This window comes from Flavobacterium sp. TMP13 (genome assembly GCF_050847115.1).
Lineage (GTDB): Bacteria > Bacteroidota > Bacteroidia > Flavobacteriales > Flavobacteriaceae > Flavobacterium.
This window is the reverse complement of record NZ_CP193656.1, coordinates 499,416-518,627: the sequence shown is the minus strand read 5'-3', so window position 1 is coordinate 518,627 and position 19,212 is coordinate 499,416. Positions and strand designations below refer to the sequence as shown.

Below are 19,212 nucleotides of genomic sequence, written 5' to 3'. Positions count from 1 at the left end.
TAAAAAAAAGGGAAAAATAAAAATAAGACAAGAATTTAATAATAAATAAAAAAACCAATATTATGATGAGCAACTCAGAATTTGGAAGTATTTCATTTGATTTACCTAAAAATCAATCAAATGTAATAAAAGTGATAGGTGTAGGTGGTGGTGGTAGTAATGCAATTAATCACATGTTTAGACAAGGGATTAATGGAGTTGACTTTATTGTTTGTAATACAGATTCACAGGCGTTACAAAGTAGCCCAGTTCCAAATAAAATTCAGTTAGGAGTTAATCTTACTGAAGGATTAGGCGCAGGTGCAAACCCAGATGTGGGGCAGCAATCAGCGATAGAGAGTATATCTGATATTGAAAAAATGTTAGACAGCAATACTAAGATGCTTTTTATAACGGCTGGTATGGGTGGAGGAACAGGAACAGGTGCTGCTCCAGTTATTGCTCAGTTGGCAAAAGAAAGAGAAATTTTAACTGTTGGTATCGTAACTATTCCATTTCTGTTTGAAGGAAAAGTGCGTCAAGAGCAAGCGTTATTAGGAATTGAGCGATTAAGAAAGCAAGTAGATTCGTTAATCGTAATTAATAATAATAAATTAAGAGAAGTTTACGGTAATTTGGGTTTCAAAGCAGGTTTCTCAAAAGCAGATGAGGTTTTGGCCACTGCATCACGAGGAATTGCAGAAGTAATTACCAATCATTATACACAAAATATTGACTTACGTGATGCAAAGACCGTATTGTCTAATAGTGGAACTGCAATAATGGGATCTTCAGAAGCGTCCGGTGAAAACCGTGCTAAAGAAGCTATTGTTTCTGCATTGGATTCTCCATTATTAAATGATAATAAAATTGCTGGAGCCAAAAACGTATTGTTGCTTATCGTTTCTGGAACAAGCGAAATAACTTTAGATGAAATTGGAGAAATTAATGATCACATTCAAAACGAAGCGGGTCATAATGCCAATATTATCATGGGTGTCGGTGAAGATGAAAAACTAGGAGATGCTATTGCAGTCACAATTATTGCAACTGGTTTTGATGTTGAGCAACAAAATGAGATTGTAAATACAGCACCTAAAAAGATCATTCATACTTTAGAAGATGAACAGAGAAGTGTACATAATTTAAGCAATACATCAGTTGCTGCTTTTGACTTGAATACGGAAAGTTTATCTACAAAATCAGAACAAAAAATAATATTTGATTTAGAAGAAGATACAACTGTTGCAGAAATTGTTGCTCCAATTACACTAGCTTCAGTAAAAAATGAAAGCGAATTACTAGCGATGTCTGAGTTTATTAAAAACCTAGATGTTACTTTTGAAATCGTTTCTCCGATGAGTGAGATTGACTTTACGTTCACTACTCCAGAAGTTGCGCCTGTAAAAGCAGTGCAGCCAAAAGTAATTGAACGTGAAGAACAGACTACTTTCTCTTTTGATATGCCTCTTTTTAGAACAGAGCCAGAAGTAAAAAAAGAGCCAGTTGTTGAAGAGGATCACAGTGCATTGTTTGAATTATCACGCGAGACAAAAAACATCAAAGTAAATCAACCAGTACAATTTGTGCCTGTTACAGAGCATTCAGACAATGGAGTAATTAAGCATTCTTTGGAAGAATATATGGAAGTAGAAAACGAATTACTTTCATATAAACCGGTAAATAAAGTTGTTGAGCCAGAAATTCCCGCTGAGTTGAATATTACAATGAAGCACTATTCTGAGCAAAGGGTTGAAGAAGAAAACACAAGTTTGAACACCAATTCACCTTTAGAATTAACAATTGAAGAGACGTTGCGTTTAAGAGCTGATGAGAGAAGAAAGAAATTAAAAGATTTTAATTATAAATTTCATAATAATGTATCTCGCATTGACGAACTAGAAAAAGAACCAGCATACAAACGTTTAGGAATTGATTTGACTAGTCCTCAGAGCAATACCACCAATTCTAGAATTTCTGTAGGTACAGATAGCAATAATGATTTACAATTGCGCTCAAACAATTCGTTTTTACACGATAACGTAGATTAGTTTATATAAAAACAAATAAGCTAACCCGAAAATTGAATTTAATTTTCGGGTTATTTTTTTTATCTTCGCATAGAATTTAAAAGGAAGATTTTCTTAAATTCGATCTAGGAGTTTATCATATCAATAAATAGTACATTTTACAAAAATAGAAAACAGATGAGTTTACAAGCAAATATCATGGATGAAATTAAAACAGCCATGAGAGCCAAAGATACCGTAGCATTAGAAGCATTGAGAGCTATTAAATCTGAAATGTTATTAGTGTCAACTGCATCAGGATCTAAAGAAGAATTAACCGAAGAAGACGAAATTAAAATGCTTCAACGTTTAGTTAAAACTCGTAAAGAAAGTGCTAGAATTTTTACTGAACAAAATCGCCCAGACTTAGCAGAGCCAGAATTAGCTCAAATCGCAGTGATAGAGAAGTTCTTACCTGCACAATTAAGTGAGGAAGAAGTAGAAGCTGTAATCGCTAAAATTATCGCTGAAACAGGAGCTTCTGGAATTGCTTCAATGGGAAAAGTGATGGGATTAGCAGCTGCTCAATTAGGCGGAACTGCTGAAGGAAAAACTATTTCTACGATTGTAAAAAAATTATTAGTTTAATTGTTCACAGATTAGATCAAATTTCAAATTCAGACGATTTGCATTTTGAATTTAAAATTTAGATACAATTTTTGACTGCGTAGTTCAACTGGATAGAATATCAGATTTCGACTCTGAGGGTTGCAGGTTCGAACCCTGTCGCGGTCACTTTATGGGACAAAGAAGAATTTTTCTTCTTTGTCCCATTTTTATTTGGATCTAACTCATTGTTTATTAAGTATATAATATTAACAACTTCGTTTACTCTAGCGGTTCGAAATTCATTTTCTAAAATTGTGAAATTTTCGGGGTAAATTGAACCAATTAACCTTCTGATTTCCAGTAAATCTCCCTCAACGTAGCATTTATCAAGCTTCATCAAATTTGAAACTCCTGATTTTAATAAATCGGATATATTATTTTTATCATCATTGATAGCTGCCAATTGTATATCTAACCTTCTAATTTTAGCGTCATAATTCTCTTTAATTTCATTGTATTCCTTTACCGATAATTGTTGAGAGACTAATAGATCTCGTGTGTAAGAAATTCTTTTTTCACACTCTTTAAGTTCTTCTATTATTTTGTTTTTTTGATCAAGTGATTCTTTTGTGTTTTCATTATAACATTCCGTTATTACTGCTACGTATAATTTTTCAAATTCTGCTTTTGGAGTATATCTCTTCAAATTTTTAATAAAAATAGAATTCGCCTCGGTAGAATTTATTCTATAGGTACAACCTCTTCTACAATGGTAGTAGGGATACTTTTTACTTCTTCCTTTTGAAATGCTTGCTGTCAACATATTTTCACATTTTGGACATACAAAGAACCCTCTTAAAGGAAAAGGTTCAGTTGTAACAATCTTTGGTCTTATTTTTTTTCTACGTCCATCAAGTACATCTTGAACTAAATAAAATAGCCCTTGTGAAATTAAAGCCTCATGAGATCCTGTAACAAAACGCTGCTCTTCATCTTTATATTGAGGAATAACGATCTTACCACAGTAAAGAGGGTTGCGAATAATTCTCCAAAAGTTGTTTTTAGAAGTCCTAAGACCTTTTAATTTAGCTTGTCGATAAATTTGTTCTGTATTGAATTTGTCTTTTGATATTTCTTCAAATGCCCATTTAATAATTGCGGCTTGTGGCTTATCAAAATCAATGTATTTAATTCCATTTTCATGAATTTTATTAACATATCCAGAAGGAGCTAAACCCATGTAACGTCCTTCTTTTCTTGCTCTTCTCATTCCATGAAAAGTATTAAGCGCTCTTCTATCGTTTTCCACTTCAGGAGCAGCTAAATAAAAAGCTAACATCATTTTATTTTCTGGAATTTCTAAATCTAATGGTTGCTCTATAGATTGAGGCTCTACTGCTAATTTGCGAAGCATGTTAATCATTTGATAAGCATCACCCGCATTTCTACTAAATCGATCCCATTTGGTAAACAAAACCAAATCTATTTTATTCTTATGTTTTTTTAAGTTTGCCAATAAAGCTTTCCATCTGGGACGATTAAAAGTTTTTGCTGAGTGATCTTCATAAATTATATCACGTATTGTGATTGAATTTATATCACAATATTTACGTAATACTTCCTCTTGATTCCTTTGAGAATACCCTCTGTCTGCTTGTTCGTCTGTACTTACTCTCACGTATAGGTCTGCTATCTTTTTCATCGTCTCTGTTTTGTTTTAAATAATTTGATACTGTTATCGAGGCAAGTTTCCTCATAAAGTCCAAGATGTTCTTTGCTTGGTCAAGGGTTAGGTCTACATTTTCTTTTTGCAACATTTTTAAAGCTTGTTCTGCTGTGATTCTTCCTCTTTCATTTTGGGTTTCATTTTCCATTTTTTATAGCTTTCTCCATTAAAAAAAGACCATTACTGGTCTTTTTCGTTCAACAATCATTTATCGCTATAAAGATAAATCGGATTTCTTAATCGATCCCTATCATAATTTGCTGAGGATCTTAAGTAATAAGGAATAATTAAATGGTATTATCTTCCTCTAAAACAAGAATTCTTCTAGTTTCATCTAAGAATTTTGCTTCTTCATATGGTAAAAGCTGCAATGCAATTTCTAACAAATTTTGTACATTGAACGCTGGATCTGGTATATGGTTAGAATAAGGAGAATCAGACTCAAGCGTCACAATTGAAACTTTAATCAGATTGGCAATAGTGAATAGAAGGTCTAAATACCCTTCAACATTAATACTAACATTGTAAAGTTCTTTTCTGCTTTTATCTTGTTTGATTTTTTTAAAACTCTCTAAAGCAAGATTTTTTAAAACCTCCGTTTGTTCTTTATTAATAGTTTCCATAATTAGTGATTTTTCAGTCTTACATTTAAATTTTTTTTGGAGCTTCGCTAATTAGCATTAAATGTATCTCATCCAAAACCTCTAATTCTGCACGAGGAAACATTTGCAATGCTAATTCTAAAACCGATCCTATATCAACATCGGTATTGTCAAGATTTTCCATCTGAATAATTTCAAGACACATTTTAATTAGATTCAAACCAAGCCCCATCATATCTGAATAGCCTGCGACTTTTATTTTATGAACGCATCCATCACTACCATTTGTCTCTGCATCTAAAACTTTAAAATGATAGGATGCGAATTGTTTAAATTCTTCGAGGGTTTTAATTTCACTTGTTGGCATGGCTCTGATTTTTTAATTCAACATTTTCTAAACGCTCTAATTCGGTTTCAATTAGTATGGTTGCTTTTTCTTGAAAAATATGACATCGTCTTTCTAAAATTTCAGTATTTAAAAAACTTGATGTTTTAAGCTCTACCCACCTAAGAGAACTGAGATTTACCTTTAGCAATTCAAAAAGCTTTTTATCCTCTTCTGTTTTTCGTGGAAAAGTATCAGTGGTCAGCGAGCAGAAAATTTCACAAATGTCAAAGAGATAAACCAATGAAAAATGATTAGGTCTATATCCTAAAAAGACGTCTATTAGAGCTAAACAAGTTTGCTCTACAACAATATGAAGCATACATTCTTGGATAAGTTCAGTATCAAAACCATCAATTTGATTTTCCGCATCCAAAAAGGTCTCAGCAATTTTATTTCTGTTGCGCCAATGGGAACGAATAAGCTTTAGTTTTCTACTTGGAATTTCATCAATAGCAATGTTGGGTGGAACTATTTCATTTTCATATAGTGTATAACCTTTTTTAAAAACTTCGTAAAAGAAATACAACCTATGGGAAGTTAAAGGTCGAATGGATACAGCATTATGAATCAACAAAGTTGTCGAATATTTCCCTTTAGTCTTTGTTCTAACTAGATCGGCTAAATCACCAGCCAAATTTGTCCTTGAATCAGGTGCTATTATCAATAAATAAAAGTGAGTGTGTTTGAATAACTCAGCTTCTGTTAGATTAAAAATATTTTGATCAATATTTCTTTTCTTCTTTTCACCAAAGCAATAAATACCATTAGCTTTCATGCTTTCTAAAATAATCTTCGTTACGATTTCCATTCCTGCTTTGTCAATTGCATTCATAATTTTTGTTTTTAAATGATACATCCTTGAAAAATTGTATTTTTGTTAAAACACATTGCAAGTAACTAATGAATTGTACTGTACCGAACTAAATGATTTTGTATCTTACCAAAATCAACTTGTTTTTTACCAAATATTATTTTCTAAAAGAATTTTAAATATCTTTGAGTTATGAACACAGCAACGAAACCGAAACATATTGGCAGAAATATCAGCCGTATCAGAGAACTTAGAGGTATGAAGCAAGAAGCATTGGCAACTGCAATTGGAGTGAGTCAACAATCTGTTTCAAATATTGAAGGAAGCGAAATTGTTGATGATGACAAATTAAAAGCTATTGCAGAGGTTTTAGGTGTTACTACAGAAGGAATAAAAAGTTTTTCAGAAGAAGCAATTTTGAATATAATAGGTAATACTTATCATGTAGACAATTCTTCCGCAGTTAATTACGGTTGTACTTTTAATCCTCTGGATAAACTTGTTGAAGCTTACGAAGAAAACAAGAAACTTTATGAGCGTTTAGTTCAATCTGAAAAAGAAAAAAATGAATACTTAGAAAAGCTTTTAAAAGAAAAATAGAAACAAGCTTTATAAAAGATATATTAATTCAAAGGAGACCTTTATTGGTGTCCTTTTTTTATCTCCTAGAAATTTATCAAATTAAAAAAACACTTCAATGGATAAAACAATACAGCTTCGAGTTAAAAAAGATATTGACAATCAAAAGGAGCTAAAGGTGCGAAAATTTAAAGGCACTTTAATTACGAAAGGCCTTACTGAAATCGTTCATATTTCAGATGAAAATGAAGAATTTTATCTGAATTTTTTTTCTGTTTTACCTGAGCATAAAAAACAAATTGAAAATTATGTACTGGATTATATTTCCACAAATAATCTAAATGAAACTATTTCAATAATTAGTAATTCATAACTGATGATTGATAAAATTATTAGATAGAAATCCCCAAAAACCTTCCTCCAAAAAGTCAGAATTTTGTGGATTGCAAAATCTCATTCTCTTGAAAAAGTACACTTCTTATTTTATTGTTTTTTCATCGGTTTTTTAGAAGTGTACCCTTTCAAAGAAATTTAAATAGTATTCCAAAAAAGATAAAAAGCAAGCCAAGATATTGGACATCTGCAAAAGAAGTGCGCATAATGACAAGTCTCGTTCCTCGACCTGCCACCCTTCGGGATTTATAGCACTTCCATTGCCGATATCCATTTTTAAAATGCTTTCTTTTTTTCTTTTCTTTTAGAAAAATATTTATGGCTGTAGTCTATACTCAGGGGCATTTTTTATCTCATGTAATTCTGAGATCCTTCTCAAAAATTACTCAGGATTGTTTAAGTCAGATATTTGTAATTAATTTCGTTTGAGCTTATTTAAATTTTACAGCTTGCCACGTTCCTTTAATCAGCAAGAAGCTGTTGTTTAACAACAGCTTCTTGCTGAGCTATACTCAGCGCTCGTGAAGCAGTGAAAATGAAATATTTAAAGGCTGGGATTTTTCAAAATAAAATTTGAAGAAATCTTTAATATAAAGTAAATAAACGAGTTATATTTTTACTACTTATTTTATAAATTAGACATATAATATTTTATGATCTCTTCAATCAATCATAATTCCTGGGATACTAATGTTAAACATTATATTAGAAATGGACTATATGATAATCTCCCTGACGAATTAAAATCAATAATCTCAAAAACAAACAAACATCGTTGGCAAAATGAATTTGAAAATAATATTTAGGGTGTGAAATTAATGCATTCATAAAAGAAGAATTAGAACTAATAAAGCGCATTGGAACTTCAAATCAATAATAAATCATATAAGCAAACATAAAGAGAAAATCGTAAACGTTATCGAATTGGTTAAAGAAACAATTCCAATAGAAGATGCCTTAAAGGTTTTTAATATATCTCGAGGAACTTATCAAAATTGTAAAACATTGGTAATTAACAAATGTTATGCTTCTTATTTTTTACGTTGCGTAAAGCAATACCCGTATCAATTGTTAAAGAAAGAAATCTCCCAAATGAAAAAATATTTATAAGATCAAAAATACAGATATTGGTCTAAATCTTCTGTTTATTTCCTTGGAGTAAGAAATAAAGATATTGCTACAAGCTTAACTACTTTTTATAAATATTCAGGATTATTAGGTTATCAAAAATCAAGAAATATTCATCCAAAAATAAAACATAATGCTCTTATAAGCTACAAACCAAACGAAATTTGGTGCGCTGACGTCACTATTCTGAAAACCTTGGAAGGCAAGAAACATTTTATTCATTTTTTAATGGATCATTTTTCTAAAAACATTTTGGGTTAATATGTTGAAAATAGCTCTAGCGCTGTTGCAATTAAACATTTATTACAAAAAGCTTATTTAGAACACAAGAGCAATGATACTATAAAATTTGTTACTGACGGCGGTATAGAAAATGTAAATTCAACCGTTAAAGATTTTTTGCTTACTACAGAGAATGACGTAAAACATTTGATTATTCAAAAAGATATTCCATTTTCGAATTCAAAAATAGAAGCATTCAATAAAATAATCAAGCATCAATTTTTACTGTCTAGAAATCTGGAAAATAGAAAACAGCTTAAAGGTGCTTTATCAGAAGATGTTCATATTTACAACAGCATCAGACCTCAACTTTCGTTACAAGGCAATACTCCAGAAGAAACTTATGGCGGAAAACAGATAACTTTTAACAACTATAAGACTCATTTTGCACAGTAAAAAATGGAAAGAATGATGTTAAACCAACAAAATAAATGTAAAGCCTATCGCCATTAAATCAAAAAGCCTTTAATCTGGATAATCTCCTAGAGATAGGCTTTTTTTTATTTTAGGTTGTTCGTTTAAACCCTCATATTTATTGAGAATTCCTTATATGGAACTGTCTTTTATAAAACTTTCTTGTAAAAAGCAGGGCATTATCTTTTTCTAATTCCTAATTAAAATGGTAATCAGTCTATGTTATAAAAAGATAATCATGGTCTAAGACTAACTCTATAACAACATCTTTCTTATGCGAACTCTACACATGGGTTATTTCCATAATGTAAAAATATAAACAAATAATTTACAAATTTGTAAATTATTTAATACTTCTTTTATCTTATTAAATTCTATAATATTAAACTTTTTCATGCCCAACTGAACTATTACAAACTGTGAAATAAGGATTAATCATTTCTATTTTACGTAGTCTCTGGCCATTTATGCCTCACCAGTTCCTAAGCCTTTTGCAAAGATGGTTATTTCATATTTTAAAACATATGTGAAATGTGGAAACCCGTAACACTATAAAAGATTAATTATTTATATTAGCCGACAACAAATTTTTCAAAACTAAATTTTCCATGAAAAAACTTTATTTAGTAATTGTTCTTTTATTTATTACAATGAGTTGTTCAAAAGATGACGCTAATATTGAAGAAGACGTACAAAACTTAGCCCCTAAAGATTTTGACGTAAAAATTAAAGAGGTTTCAGATAACAGTGCAACTATAACTTGGGATCAGGTTATTGATCCAGAAAACGATCCAATTACCTACAGTATATTGTTAAATCAATCTCCAATTATTGGAGGGCTTTCAGAACTAACGTACAAGCTAACTAATCTTACAGAATCAACAAATTACACAGTGCAAATAATTGCGCAAGATTCATTTGGAAATAAAACATCTAAATCTTTGTCTTTTAAAACCGAAAAATATTATTTAAAATATTTAAAATCATATGATTATGGCCCGGGAAGAATTAACGGATATGCGTCAGGAACGCCCTTCAATATAATAAAAACTAAGGATAAAAGTTATATAATTGCTGGGAAATCGGCAAGAACAAATGGTGATGCTAGTCAATTCTTTGTATTAAAAATAGATTATCAAGGAAATCAAATTTGGAAGAAATTCTATAACTATAGAATAGGTGATGCGACTAATTGCAAAATAATTGAATCTGCAAACGGTTTCTTATTGGCTGCTGACAAATATGTCTTGAATCTAGATAATGACGGAAATCTAGTTTGGTACAAAAAAATAGATAGTTATGAATTGTCTCGACAACCTAATGAAATAAAGTCAGTCGCTCAAGATAAATATAAAAATATTTATCTTGTTGGAAGTAGAACAGATCCTAAAGAAGAAATAGAACAAGAAGCAGTACTAACCAAATTAGATTATTTAGGAAATACTGTATGGGAAAAAACATACAGATCTACCGCAAGAAATTTTTTTAATGATATACAAATTAATTCCTCTAATGAATTAATAATTTTTGGAACAAAAGAAACTTCTGGATTTACATATGATGAAATGAAAGATGGCACTAAACGTGGCCAAACCGATTTTTGGGTATTAAAAACAGATAATGAAGGAAAAATCATATGGGATAAATCTTTTGGAGATGGACGTTTTGATTTTTCAAGTAAGATAATTATTAATCGTAATGGCAATTATGTATTTGCAGGATTTAGTTTGGGTGCATATGATATGAGTAAAGGACGAATTTTTGAAATAGATTCAAATGGAAATGAAATTTGGAATATTACTACTGAAGAAAGCGATAATATATACTCAGTTGCCGAAACCTTAGATGGTGGATATGTGACAGCTGGTTATATTGGTACTCAGCTTTCTAATGCCTTGTCAGTATGTAAATTTGATAATAATGGAAAAAAAGACTGGAGACAAAATTATTATATCGAGTATACCTATTTATACGGTCAGTCAATATTAGCTGCGGATGATGGCGGGTATGTCGTAGTAGGAAATAATGGAAAAAATTATTATCATGGAGAGGAAAAACCAAAATTAGCAATTTACAAAACCGATCCTTTTGGGAATTTTTTGAATTAGAAGTTTACGTAATATATACTCAGGTGCATTTTTCATCTCATGTAATTCTTTGATCCCTATCAAAAATTGCTCAGGATTGTTTAAGCCAGATATTACAATTAATTTCGTTTGAGCTTATTTAAAATCTCCCAGATTGCCACGTTCCTGCAATCAGCAAGATGAACGGTTGTTAAACAACCGACTATCTTGCCACCTTTTACCTCGGAACTCGGTGGTGGAGACACTAAAAGAAAAAGAGTTTGAAAACAATGAAAATGAAAGATGATGGAAAGAAAAAAATCAAACAGAACAAGAATTGTTGGACTACGCTTTACACCCGAAGAATATGCAACAATTGAAAGCAAATTCAGAGGAAGCACTTGCCGAAAATTAAGTGATCATATTCGAAAACATTTGTTCGATAAGCCAATTGTAACCACATATAGGAATCAGTCTTTAGATGATCTTATGGAAGAAACAGTAGAACTTCGGACTGAACTAAGCGCCATTGGAAACAACATCAATCAAATTGCAAAGAAGCTAAATACGGTCAGACAAATAGCTCAATTTAGAGAATCAATACTTCGCTTTGAATTAGAGAAAACAATTCTTTTTAATAAAATTGATGAGATTAAAACACATACTCAAAAAATATCGGAACAATGGTTGCAATTATAAAAACAAGCCATTCTATCCAGCATATTTTAAATTACAATGAAAACAAAGTCAAAGCAGGTGTCGCTGAATGTATAAGTGCGGAAAACTATCCAATTGATTTAGAAAAATTGAATTTTACTTTAAAACTTACTCGCTTTTTAAAATTAGCTCAACTTAACGAAAATGCGAAGCGTAATACGGTTCATATTTCTTTAAATTTTGATACCTCGGAAAATCATTCAAAAGAAAAACTAATCGAAATTTCAAATGTTTATATGCAAAAAATTGGCTTTGGCAAACAACCATATTTAGTTTATGAGCATCAAGATGCTGGGCATCCGCATGTTCATATTGTAACCAATAATATTCAACGAGATGGAAAGCGAATTGATCTGCATCTTTTAGGCATTCGTAAATCAGAACCAGCACGAAAAGAAATTGAAGAATTATTTGGACTTGTAAAAGCTCAAGACAGAAAAGTAAAAGAACCGCTTTTGTTGACGCCAATTTCGACACCTAGAATAAATTACGGAAAAGTAGAATCTAAAAAAGCAATCAGTACTATTTTAAATTTTGTAGTAAACGAATATAAATATACAAGTCTTCCAGAACTCAATGCCGTTTTGAAGCAATACAATGTTTTAGCCGATAGAGGAAAAGAAGATTCTAGAGTATTTAAAAACAATGGAATATTATACAAAATATTAGATAAAAATGGAAAAACTCTCGGAGTACCAATAAAAGCAAGTGATTTTTACACTAAACCAACATTGAAAAATCTAGAAGGAAATTTCAAATTAAATAAAGTAAAAAGAACAAAACATCAAGCTTACACTAAAAATGAAATCGATAAGATATTACAGAGCAATAAACAATATTCGTTGGATAGTTTTGTCAGTCAATTACAATCAAAAGGTATTCACGCAGCATTAAGAAAAAGTTCGGAAGGACAGCTTTACGGAATTACGTACATAGACCACAGAACTAAATGTGTTTTTAATGGAAGTGCTTTAGGAAAACAATATAGTGCGAAGGCTATTGTAGAACGATGTTTATCCGAGAATAAGAATGAAAAATTACAATTAACAGATTTAAAACTTGATACAAGTTATCAAATTTTAAATGGAACATCAAACTTGGAAAAAGGCTTAGAAATCCTTTTTAAACCAGAACAAAATTTGGAAGGTTTGTCAGAACAACAAAGAAATAAGAAGAAGAAAAAAAGTAAAAGAAAAGGATTTAGACTTAGTTAATAATAATAAATGGTTGTTAATATATACAATATATATATATATGTACATAATAATGAACTTTTTACCGATGAGCAAAAAACAACTGCTGTTTCCAAAGCATCTCTTAATATTACAACAATTGGGAGAGAATATCAAGTTAGCAAGAAAAAGAAGAAAGTTAACTACAATACAGGTTGCTGAAAGAGCGGGTATTGTGAGGACTACGTTATATCAAATAGAAAAAGGGAATTCAAGTGTTTCTATTGGTGCTTATTTTAACGTTTTGAGAGTTTTAGGACTTCAAAATGATTTTTTAAAATTAGCTTCAGATGATGAACTTGGAAGAAAACTTCAAGACATTGAATTATTGAAATAATAGTTTTGAGGAAAAAAACTAATTAAGAAAAAATAGAATATGTCTTTAAATAAAACTGATATATACGTTTACGCCCATTGGCAAACAATGAACGAACCCAAAATAGAAGGGATTTTATCAGCGCAACAAGCTAAAGGGAAAAAAGCATTTAGTTTCGAATATGATAAAACATGGCTAAAAACGGAGCAAAAATTTCTATTAGATCCCGATATTCAATTGTATGGAGGCAAGCAATTTCCTAATCAAAAAGAAAATTTCGGAATATTTTTAGATAGTATGCCCGACAAATGGGGACGTACATTGATGAAACGCCGAGAAGCACAACTAGCAAGGAATAATAATGAAAAGCCAAGAACATTATACGATATTGATTTTCTTTTGGGTGTTTTTGACGAGAGTCGTATGGGAGTATTACGATTTAAAACAGATTTAACTGGCGATTTTTTAGACAACAATAAAACAACTTCAACTCCACCTTGGTCTTCAATTAGAGAACTTCAAAAAGCAGCTTCTATTTTTGAAAATGATAAAGATAATGAAGAAGTTAATAAATGGCTGACTGTGCTAATGGCTCCTGGTTCTTCGTTAGGAGGAGCAAGACCAAAAGCTAATATTTCGGATAATGACAATAGTCTTTGGATTGCAAAATTTCCATCTAAAACCGATACATTTGACAAAGCATCTTGGGAGTTTTTAGCGTATCAATTAGCAATCAATTCAGGAATTGATATGGCTCCTTGTCGAATAGAAAAAATAATGGGGCAACACAATACCTTTTTTACCAAACGATTTGATAGAGAAAAGGGCGAACGGATTCACTTTGCATCGGCTATGACTATGACAGGAAATAATGAAGATACAATTCGAGATAATCAAGCAAGTTATTTAGATATTGCCGAATTTATAAGTAATAATGGTTCAGATGTAGAAGCAAATCTACACCAGTTATGGCGTAGAATTGTTTTTAATATTGCAATTTCGAATACCGACGATCATTTGAGAAATCATGGTTTTATTTTAACCAAAGAAGGATGGATATTATCTCCTGCTTACGACCTCAACCCATCAATAGACAAAGACGGCTTAGCTTTAAATATGGACATGGATAATAATTTTCTAGATTTTGAATTAGCAAAAAGTGTTGGTGAATATTTCCGATTAGATAATAATCAAATGGAAGATGTTATAAATCAAGTTGAAAGTTCAGTAAGGCATTGGAAAGTTATCGCTAAGGAAATAGGAATATCTAGAGGCGAGATCGAATTAATTGAAAAGGCTTTTATGAAATAATAGAATTCATTACTAAAATAATGTTAGACTATTGTATTACTTTATTTTTTACGAACTTCAACTAAATACCAATCCGCTAAAAATTACTGTATAAATATATAATTGCTTTATTAACGTAAATAAAGCAATTATATATACTAAAACTTAAAATAATTTAGTCTTTTGGTTTATGAACATGAGGTTTCAAATCAGGATGTTTTGGCTTCGTTTCGGGGTTTACCCTCCTTCTTCTATCATCATTTCCACCTTCTGTTTTTGGTTTTGGACCTGGTTTGATCGCTTTAATTGTCTCCATAATAAATGTTTTTTTTTAAAATTAATAATAACAAACATCATTAATAAAAAATTTACATTATTACGGAAAACCATATTTCCATAAAAAAAGCGACCCTTTTGAGGCCGCTTTGAATGTTTTCACAACGGAATAATCCTTATTGTGAATTGCTTCAAAATTGTATTGCAATGATACAACAAAATTTCAATCACCAATTACGGTTTTCCATAAATCAATTCATTTTCTTTTCCTTAAATTTCGAGACCAATTAAGATAACGAGAAAATTCATTGTAAAAGAGAATTAGAAATGAAGAAAATATTAGGTTTAGATTTGGGAACGACATCTATCGGATGGGCATTTATTAATGAAGGAGAAAATGACAATGAAACCTCATCTATTATAAATGCAGGTGTTCGCATTGTACCTTTAACAACTGATGAGGAGGCCGATTTCAAAAAAGGCAATACTATTTCTATCAATGCAGACCGAACATTAAAACGTGGCGCAAGAAGAGGTTTGCAACGTTTTAAACAAAGACGTGATGCTTTATTACAAAGTTTTAGAGGAATCAATTTTATTTCTTCTAATTATGTCTATGCGGAAACAGGTAAGCAAACTACTTTTTCATCTTATAAATTAGGAGCTAAATCTGCAACAGAACTGGTAACCAAGGAAGAATTGGTTCAAGTTTTATTGATGCTCAATAAAAAAAGAGGCTATAAAAGCAGTCGAAAAGCAAAAACTGCTGAAGAAGGTGATGCTATTGATGGAATGAAAATTGCCAAAGAAATTTTCGAAAATAATTTAACACCTGGGCAATGGGTTTATAATTCTTTATCAAAAGGCGGAAAATTTATACCTGACTTTTATCGTTCGGATTTACAGAAAGAAGTAGAGAAAATCGTGCGTTTTCAAAATCAATTTCATCCAGAGCAAATGAATGAAAAATTATTGGAAAACATTCAAGGTAAAGCTAGAACGGTAACTTCTCAATATTTCTCAAAAACATTAAATATTCCTCTAGCCGAAAATAAAGGAACTCGGGAAGAAACCAAATTGCAACATTATAAATGGAGAAGTGAGGCTTTAAAAGAGGAGCTCGATCTAAAAGTTTTAGCCTTTATTATTACCGAAATCAACAATCAAATAAATCAATCTAGTGGTTACCTTGGTGCTATTAGCGACCGAAGCAAGGAGTTGTATTTCAATCAAGAAACTGTTGGTCAATTTCAATACAATCAACTAAAAGAAAATGCTCACGCTAAACTAAAAAATCAGGTTTTTTACCGCCAAGATTATTTAGATGAGTTTGAAAAAATTTGGGAAACACAATCAAAATTTTATCCAGAATTAAATGATGAGCTAAAATCAGAAGTTCGGGATATTACAATTTTTTATCAGCGAAAATTAAAGTCTCAAAAGCATTTGGTAAGTTTTTGTGAATTTGAAAAAGGACATAAAGCCATTCCAAAATCATCGCCATTGTTTCAAGAATTCAGGATTTGGCAAAACTTAAATAACATTGTTGTTAAAAATGAAACAACAAAAGAACCTTTTCTTTTAGGTGAAGATTTGAAAAAAGTTATTGCTCAAGAATTGTCTTTTAAAGAAAGTATGACCGATTCTCAATTGTTAACTTTTTGCGACTTAAAGAAAGGAACTCATACTGTTAATTTCAAAAAAATAGAAGGCAACAGAACAAATACTTCACTTTTTAAAGCTTTTGAAAAAATTTTAGTTTTAGAAGGTTATGACGAGTTAGACCTTTCCAAATTGGACACTTCTGATATAAAAAGCATCATCAAATCAGCCTTTTCTGATTTAGAAATCAGTACCGCTATTCTTGATTTTGACCCAACCATTCAAGGCAATGATTATGACAAACAATCTTATTATCAATTGTGGCATTTACTTTATTCTTCGGAAGAAGATGATTTTTTAAAGAAAAGTCTAATGGACAAATTTGGATTTAAAGAAAGTCACCTTCCTTTTCTTTTGAATATCAATCTTCAAGTCGATTACGGAAGTTTGAGTGCTAAAGCTATAAAAAAAGTATTACCTCATTTAATGGATGGACATATTTATGATAAAGCCTGTACATTAGTTGGTTATAATCATTCCTCCTCATTAACAACGGATCAAAATAATGAAAGAGTTTTAAAAGATACGCTTGAATTATTAAAGAAAAATAGTTTGAGAAACCCTGTAGTTGAGAAAATTCTCAATCAAATGATTAATGTGATTAATGCCATTATAAAAGACCCAGCGATGGGAAAACCAGATGAAATTCGTGTGGAATTGGCTCGTGAGTTGAAAAATAACAACGAACAGCGAAGCGAAATGACAAAAGCCATTAATAAAAGTACAACGGAACATGAACAAATTAGAAAATTATTGTATACTGAATTTGGAATTCATCGTGTCACTCGAAATGATATTATCCGTTATAAGCTTTGGAAAGAATGTGATGGAATTTCGCTTTATACGGGCAAACCAATAGAACCATCTAAACTTTTCACAAAAGACTATGACATTGAACACATCATTCCAAAATCACGTTTGTTTGATGACAGTTTTTCTAATAAAACCATTTGTGAACGCCAATTAAATATTGATAAAAGTAATAAAACGGCTTATTCATTTTTACAAGAGAAATTATCAGCGGAAGAATTTGACCAATTTGAAAAAAGAGTAAAAAGTTTGTTTGGAAAAATCAGTAGAACAAAGCAAAACAAACTTTTGATGGCTAACAATGAAATTCCAGAAGGATTTATTGACAGGCAACTAAGAGAAACACAATATATTGCTAAAAAAGCCAAAGAAATTTTATTGGAAGTTTCTAGAAATGTAACCGCAACTATAGGAAGTGTTACTGATAAATTGCGGGATGACTGGGAATTAGTCGATGTGATGAAAGAACTCAATTGGGAAAAATACGATAAATTAGGTTTGACCTATATTGAAGAAGGCAAAAACGGAGAGCGTTTATATAAAATTAAAGATTGGACCAAAAGAAACGACCATCGCCACCACGCTATGGACGCGATAACGGTTGCATTTACCAAACCTGCATATATTCAATATTTAAATAATTTGAATGCTCGAACGAATACCGATAAAAAAGGAAATTCGATTATTGGAATTGAAAACAAATACTTAAAAAGAGATAAAAACAATAAACTTCGATTTATTGAGCCAATCCCAAACTTTAGGGAAGTAGCCAAAAAGCAACTCGAAAGTATTTTGATTTCCTATAAAGCAAAAAATAAAGTAGTTACAAAAAATAAAAACGTAACTAAAAAAAGCAGTGGAACGAATTCAAAAATTCAATTGACGCCAAGAGGACAATTACATAAAGAAACAGTTTATGGAAAACTACAACAATATGTTACCAAAGAAGAAAAAATAAATGCCAATTTCACTGCAGAATATGTTACTAAAGTTGCTAAGAAAGAATACCGTGAAGCTTTATTAAAAAGATTAATTGAAAACGAAAATGACCCTAAAAAAGCATTTACAGGAAAAAACGCTTTAAGTAAGAATCCGATATATATTAGTTTAGAAAATAATATTGTAGTTCCTGAAAAAGTAAAAATAGTTTGGTTAGAATCCGATTACACCATTCGAAAAGACATTACACCCGATTTAAAAATTGACAAAGTAATTGATATTGGCTTAAAAACAATACTGCAAAAGCGCTTGAATGAATTTAATGGAGATCCCAAAAAAGCTTTTGTAAATCTCGACGAAAATCCTATTTATCAGAACAAAGAAAAAGGAATTGCTATAAAACGTGTGACCATTAGCGGAGTGAGCAATGCTCAAGCATTACATACTAAAAAAAACCATTTAGGAAACGAAGTTTTAGACGAAAAAGGACAACCAATTCCTGTAGATTTTGTAAGTACAGGAAACAACCATCACGTTGCCATTTACAGAGATGAAAAAGGGAATTTACAAGAAGAAGTTGTTTCCTTTTATGACGCTGTAGTTCGTCGAAATTTAGGATTATCTGTTATCAATAAAAGTCATGAAAAAGGTTGGGAATTTTTGTTTTCGATGAAACAAAATGAGTTTTTTATATTTCCAACTGATGGATTTAATCCACACGAAATAGATTTATTGAATCCTGAAAATTATCATTTGATTAGTCCTAATATGTTTAGGGTACAGAAAATTTCTACTAAAAACTATATGTTTAATCATCATCTTGAAACGAAATCAGTAGATGGAGAAATGTTAAAAACTAAAAAGCAATTATCTAAAATAAGTTATCACTTTATTCAAACACCGTCATATTTGAATTATATAATCAAAATCAGAATCAATCATCTTGGGCAAATTGTTCAATTAGGCGAATATTAATTGCAAATC

The 19,212-nt window shown here is 30.9% G+C and carries 17 protein-coding genes and 1 tRNA gene; 12 read left to right on the top strand and 6 right to left on the bottom strand.

Going from position 1 to position 19,212, the window contains the following annotated elements:
• Positions 1–62 precede the first annotated feature (62 nt).
• From ftsZ to ACRASX_RS02235, 3 genes are all read left to right on the top strand, one after another.
• Positions 63–2,030 carry a cell division protein FtsZ gene (gene ftsZ / locus ACRASX_RS02245; RefSeq protein ID WP_432222281.1) on the top strand — a complete coding sequence of 656 codons (1,968 nt, stop codon included), beginning with the start codon at positions 63–65 and terminating at the stop codon, positions 2,028–2,030.
• A 156-nt stretch (positions 2,031–2,186) separates the two neighbouring features.
• Entirely contained in the window at positions 2,187–2,636 is a 450-nt protein-coding gene (locus ACRASX_RS02240; RefSeq protein WP_066310559.1) for a GatB/YqeY domain-containing protein, read from the top strand.
• 73 nt (positions 2,637–2,709) lie between these two features.
• Positions 2,710–2,783, top strand: a tRNA-Arg gene (locus ACRASX_RS02235).
• On the opposite strand, the gene ACRASX_RS02230 is transcribed toward ACRASX_RS02235, so the two are convergent.
• The 5 genes from ACRASX_RS02230 to ACRASX_RS02210 form a co-directional block, all read right to left on the bottom strand.
• The gene (locus ACRASX_RS02230) at positions 2,737–4,299 is read right to left on the bottom strand and encodes a recombinase family protein (RefSeq protein WP_432223060.1); all 1,563 of its coding nucleotides are present in this window, start codon (positions 4,297–4,299) and stop codon (positions 2,737–2,739) included. The genes ACRASX_RS02235 and ACRASX_RS02230 overlap by 47 nt on opposite strands.
• Positions 4,205–4,471, bottom strand: a complete 267-nt coding sequence (locus ACRASX_RS02225; RefSeq protein ID WP_066310557.1) for a hypothetical protein — start codon at positions 4,469–4,471, stop codon at positions 4,205–4,207. The genes ACRASX_RS02230 and ACRASX_RS02225 overlap by 95 nt, the downstream gene beginning before the upstream one ends.
• Before the next feature lie 139 nt (positions 4,472–4,610).
• Positions 4,611–4,946, bottom strand: a complete 336-nt coding sequence (locus ACRASX_RS02220; protein WP_066310555.1) for a hypothetical protein — start codon at positions 4,944–4,946, stop codon at positions 4,611–4,613.
• Between the two features lie 25 nt (positions 4,947–4,971).
• Positions 4,972–5,292, bottom strand: coding sequence for a hypothetical protein (locus ACRASX_RS02215; protein WP_066310548.1), 321 nt, complete (start codon positions 5,290–5,292; stop codon positions 4,972–4,974).
• Positions 5,279–6,145, bottom strand: coding sequence for a hypothetical protein (locus ACRASX_RS02210; RefSeq protein ID WP_157492698.1), 867 nt, complete (start codon positions 6,143–6,145; stop codon positions 5,279–5,281). The genes ACRASX_RS02215 and ACRASX_RS02210 overlap by 14 nt, the downstream gene beginning before the upstream one ends.
• A 171-nt stretch (positions 6,146–6,316) precedes the next feature.
• Here ACRASX_RS02210 and ACRASX_RS02205 point away from each other — a divergent pair, with 171 nt between their 5' ends.
• The 8 genes from ACRASX_RS02205 to ACRASX_RS02170 all read left to right on the top strand — a co-directional run bounded on the left by ACRASX_RS02205 (position 6,317) and on the right by ACRASX_RS02170 (position 14,562).
• Positions 6,317–6,724 (top strand): helix-turn-helix domain-containing protein, encoded by a 408-nt coding sequence (locus ACRASX_RS02205; RefSeq protein WP_066310543.1) that lies wholly within the window; start codon positions 6,317–6,319, stop codon positions 6,722–6,724.
• A gap of 97 nt (positions 6,725–6,821) precedes the next feature.
• Positions 6,822–7,076 (top strand): hypothetical protein, encoded by a 255-nt coding sequence (locus tag ACRASX_RS02200; RefSeq protein WP_432222280.1) that lies wholly within the window; start codon positions 6,822–6,824, stop codon positions 7,074–7,076.
• A gap of 1,547 nt (positions 7,077–8,623) precedes the next feature.
• Positions 8,624–8,902 carry an integrase core domain-containing protein gene (locus ACRASX_RS02195; protein ID WP_432222279.1) on the top strand — a complete coding sequence of 93 codons (279 nt, stop codon included), beginning with the start codon at positions 8,624–8,626 and terminating at the stop codon, positions 8,900–8,902.
• Between the two features lie 626 nt (positions 8,903–9,528).
• Positions 9,529–11,028: a fibronectin type III domain-containing protein gene (locus ACRASX_RS02190; protein WP_432222278.1), complete on the top strand. Its 1,500-nt coding sequence runs from the start codon at positions 9,529–9,531 to the stop codon at positions 11,026–11,028.
• 261 nt (positions 11,029–11,289) lie between these two features.
• Positions 11,290–11,685, top strand: a complete 396-nt coding sequence (locus ACRASX_RS02185; protein ID WP_432222277.1) for a plasmid mobilization protein — start codon at positions 11,290–11,292, stop codon at positions 11,683–11,685.
• On the top strand, positions 11,670–12,917 hold the full coding sequence (locus ACRASX_RS02180) for a relaxase/mobilization nuclease domain-containing protein (protein ID WP_432222276.1): 1,248 nt from the start codon (positions 11,670–11,672) through the stop codon (positions 12,915–12,917). The genes ACRASX_RS02185 and ACRASX_RS02180 overlap by 16 nt, the downstream gene beginning before the upstream one ends.
• Before the next feature lie 67 nt (positions 12,918–12,984).
• Complete coding sequence (locus ACRASX_RS02175) at positions 12,985–13,272, top strand: helix-turn-helix domain-containing protein (RefSeq protein ID WP_066310526.1); 288 nt, start codon at positions 12,985–12,987, stop codon at positions 13,270–13,272.
• 39 nt (positions 13,273–13,311) lie between these two features.
• Positions 13,312–14,562: a type II toxin-antitoxin system HipA family toxin gene (locus ACRASX_RS02170; protein ID WP_432222275.1), complete on the top strand. Its 1,251-nt coding sequence runs from the start codon at positions 13,312–13,314 to the stop codon at positions 14,560–14,562.
• Between the two features lie 154 nt (positions 14,563–14,716).
• Here ACRASX_RS02170 and ACRASX_RS02165 read toward each other — a convergent pair whose 3' ends face one another.
• A complete protein-coding gene (locus tag ACRASX_RS02165) occupies positions 14,717–14,857 on the bottom strand; it encodes a hypothetical protein (RefSeq protein WP_197413404.1) in 141 nt (46 codons plus the stop codon).
• 287 nt (positions 14,858–15,144) lie between these two features.
• Here ACRASX_RS02165 and cas9 point away from each other — a divergent pair, with 287 nt between their 5' ends.
• The gene (cas9, locus tag ACRASX_RS02160; RefSeq protein ID WP_432222274.1) at positions 15,145–19,203 is read left to right on the top strand and encodes a type II CRISPR RNA-guided endonuclease Cas9; all 4,059 of its coding nucleotides are present in this window, start codon (positions 15,145–15,147) and stop codon (positions 19,201–19,203) included.
• Positions 19,204–19,212: the final 9 nt, after the last annotated feature.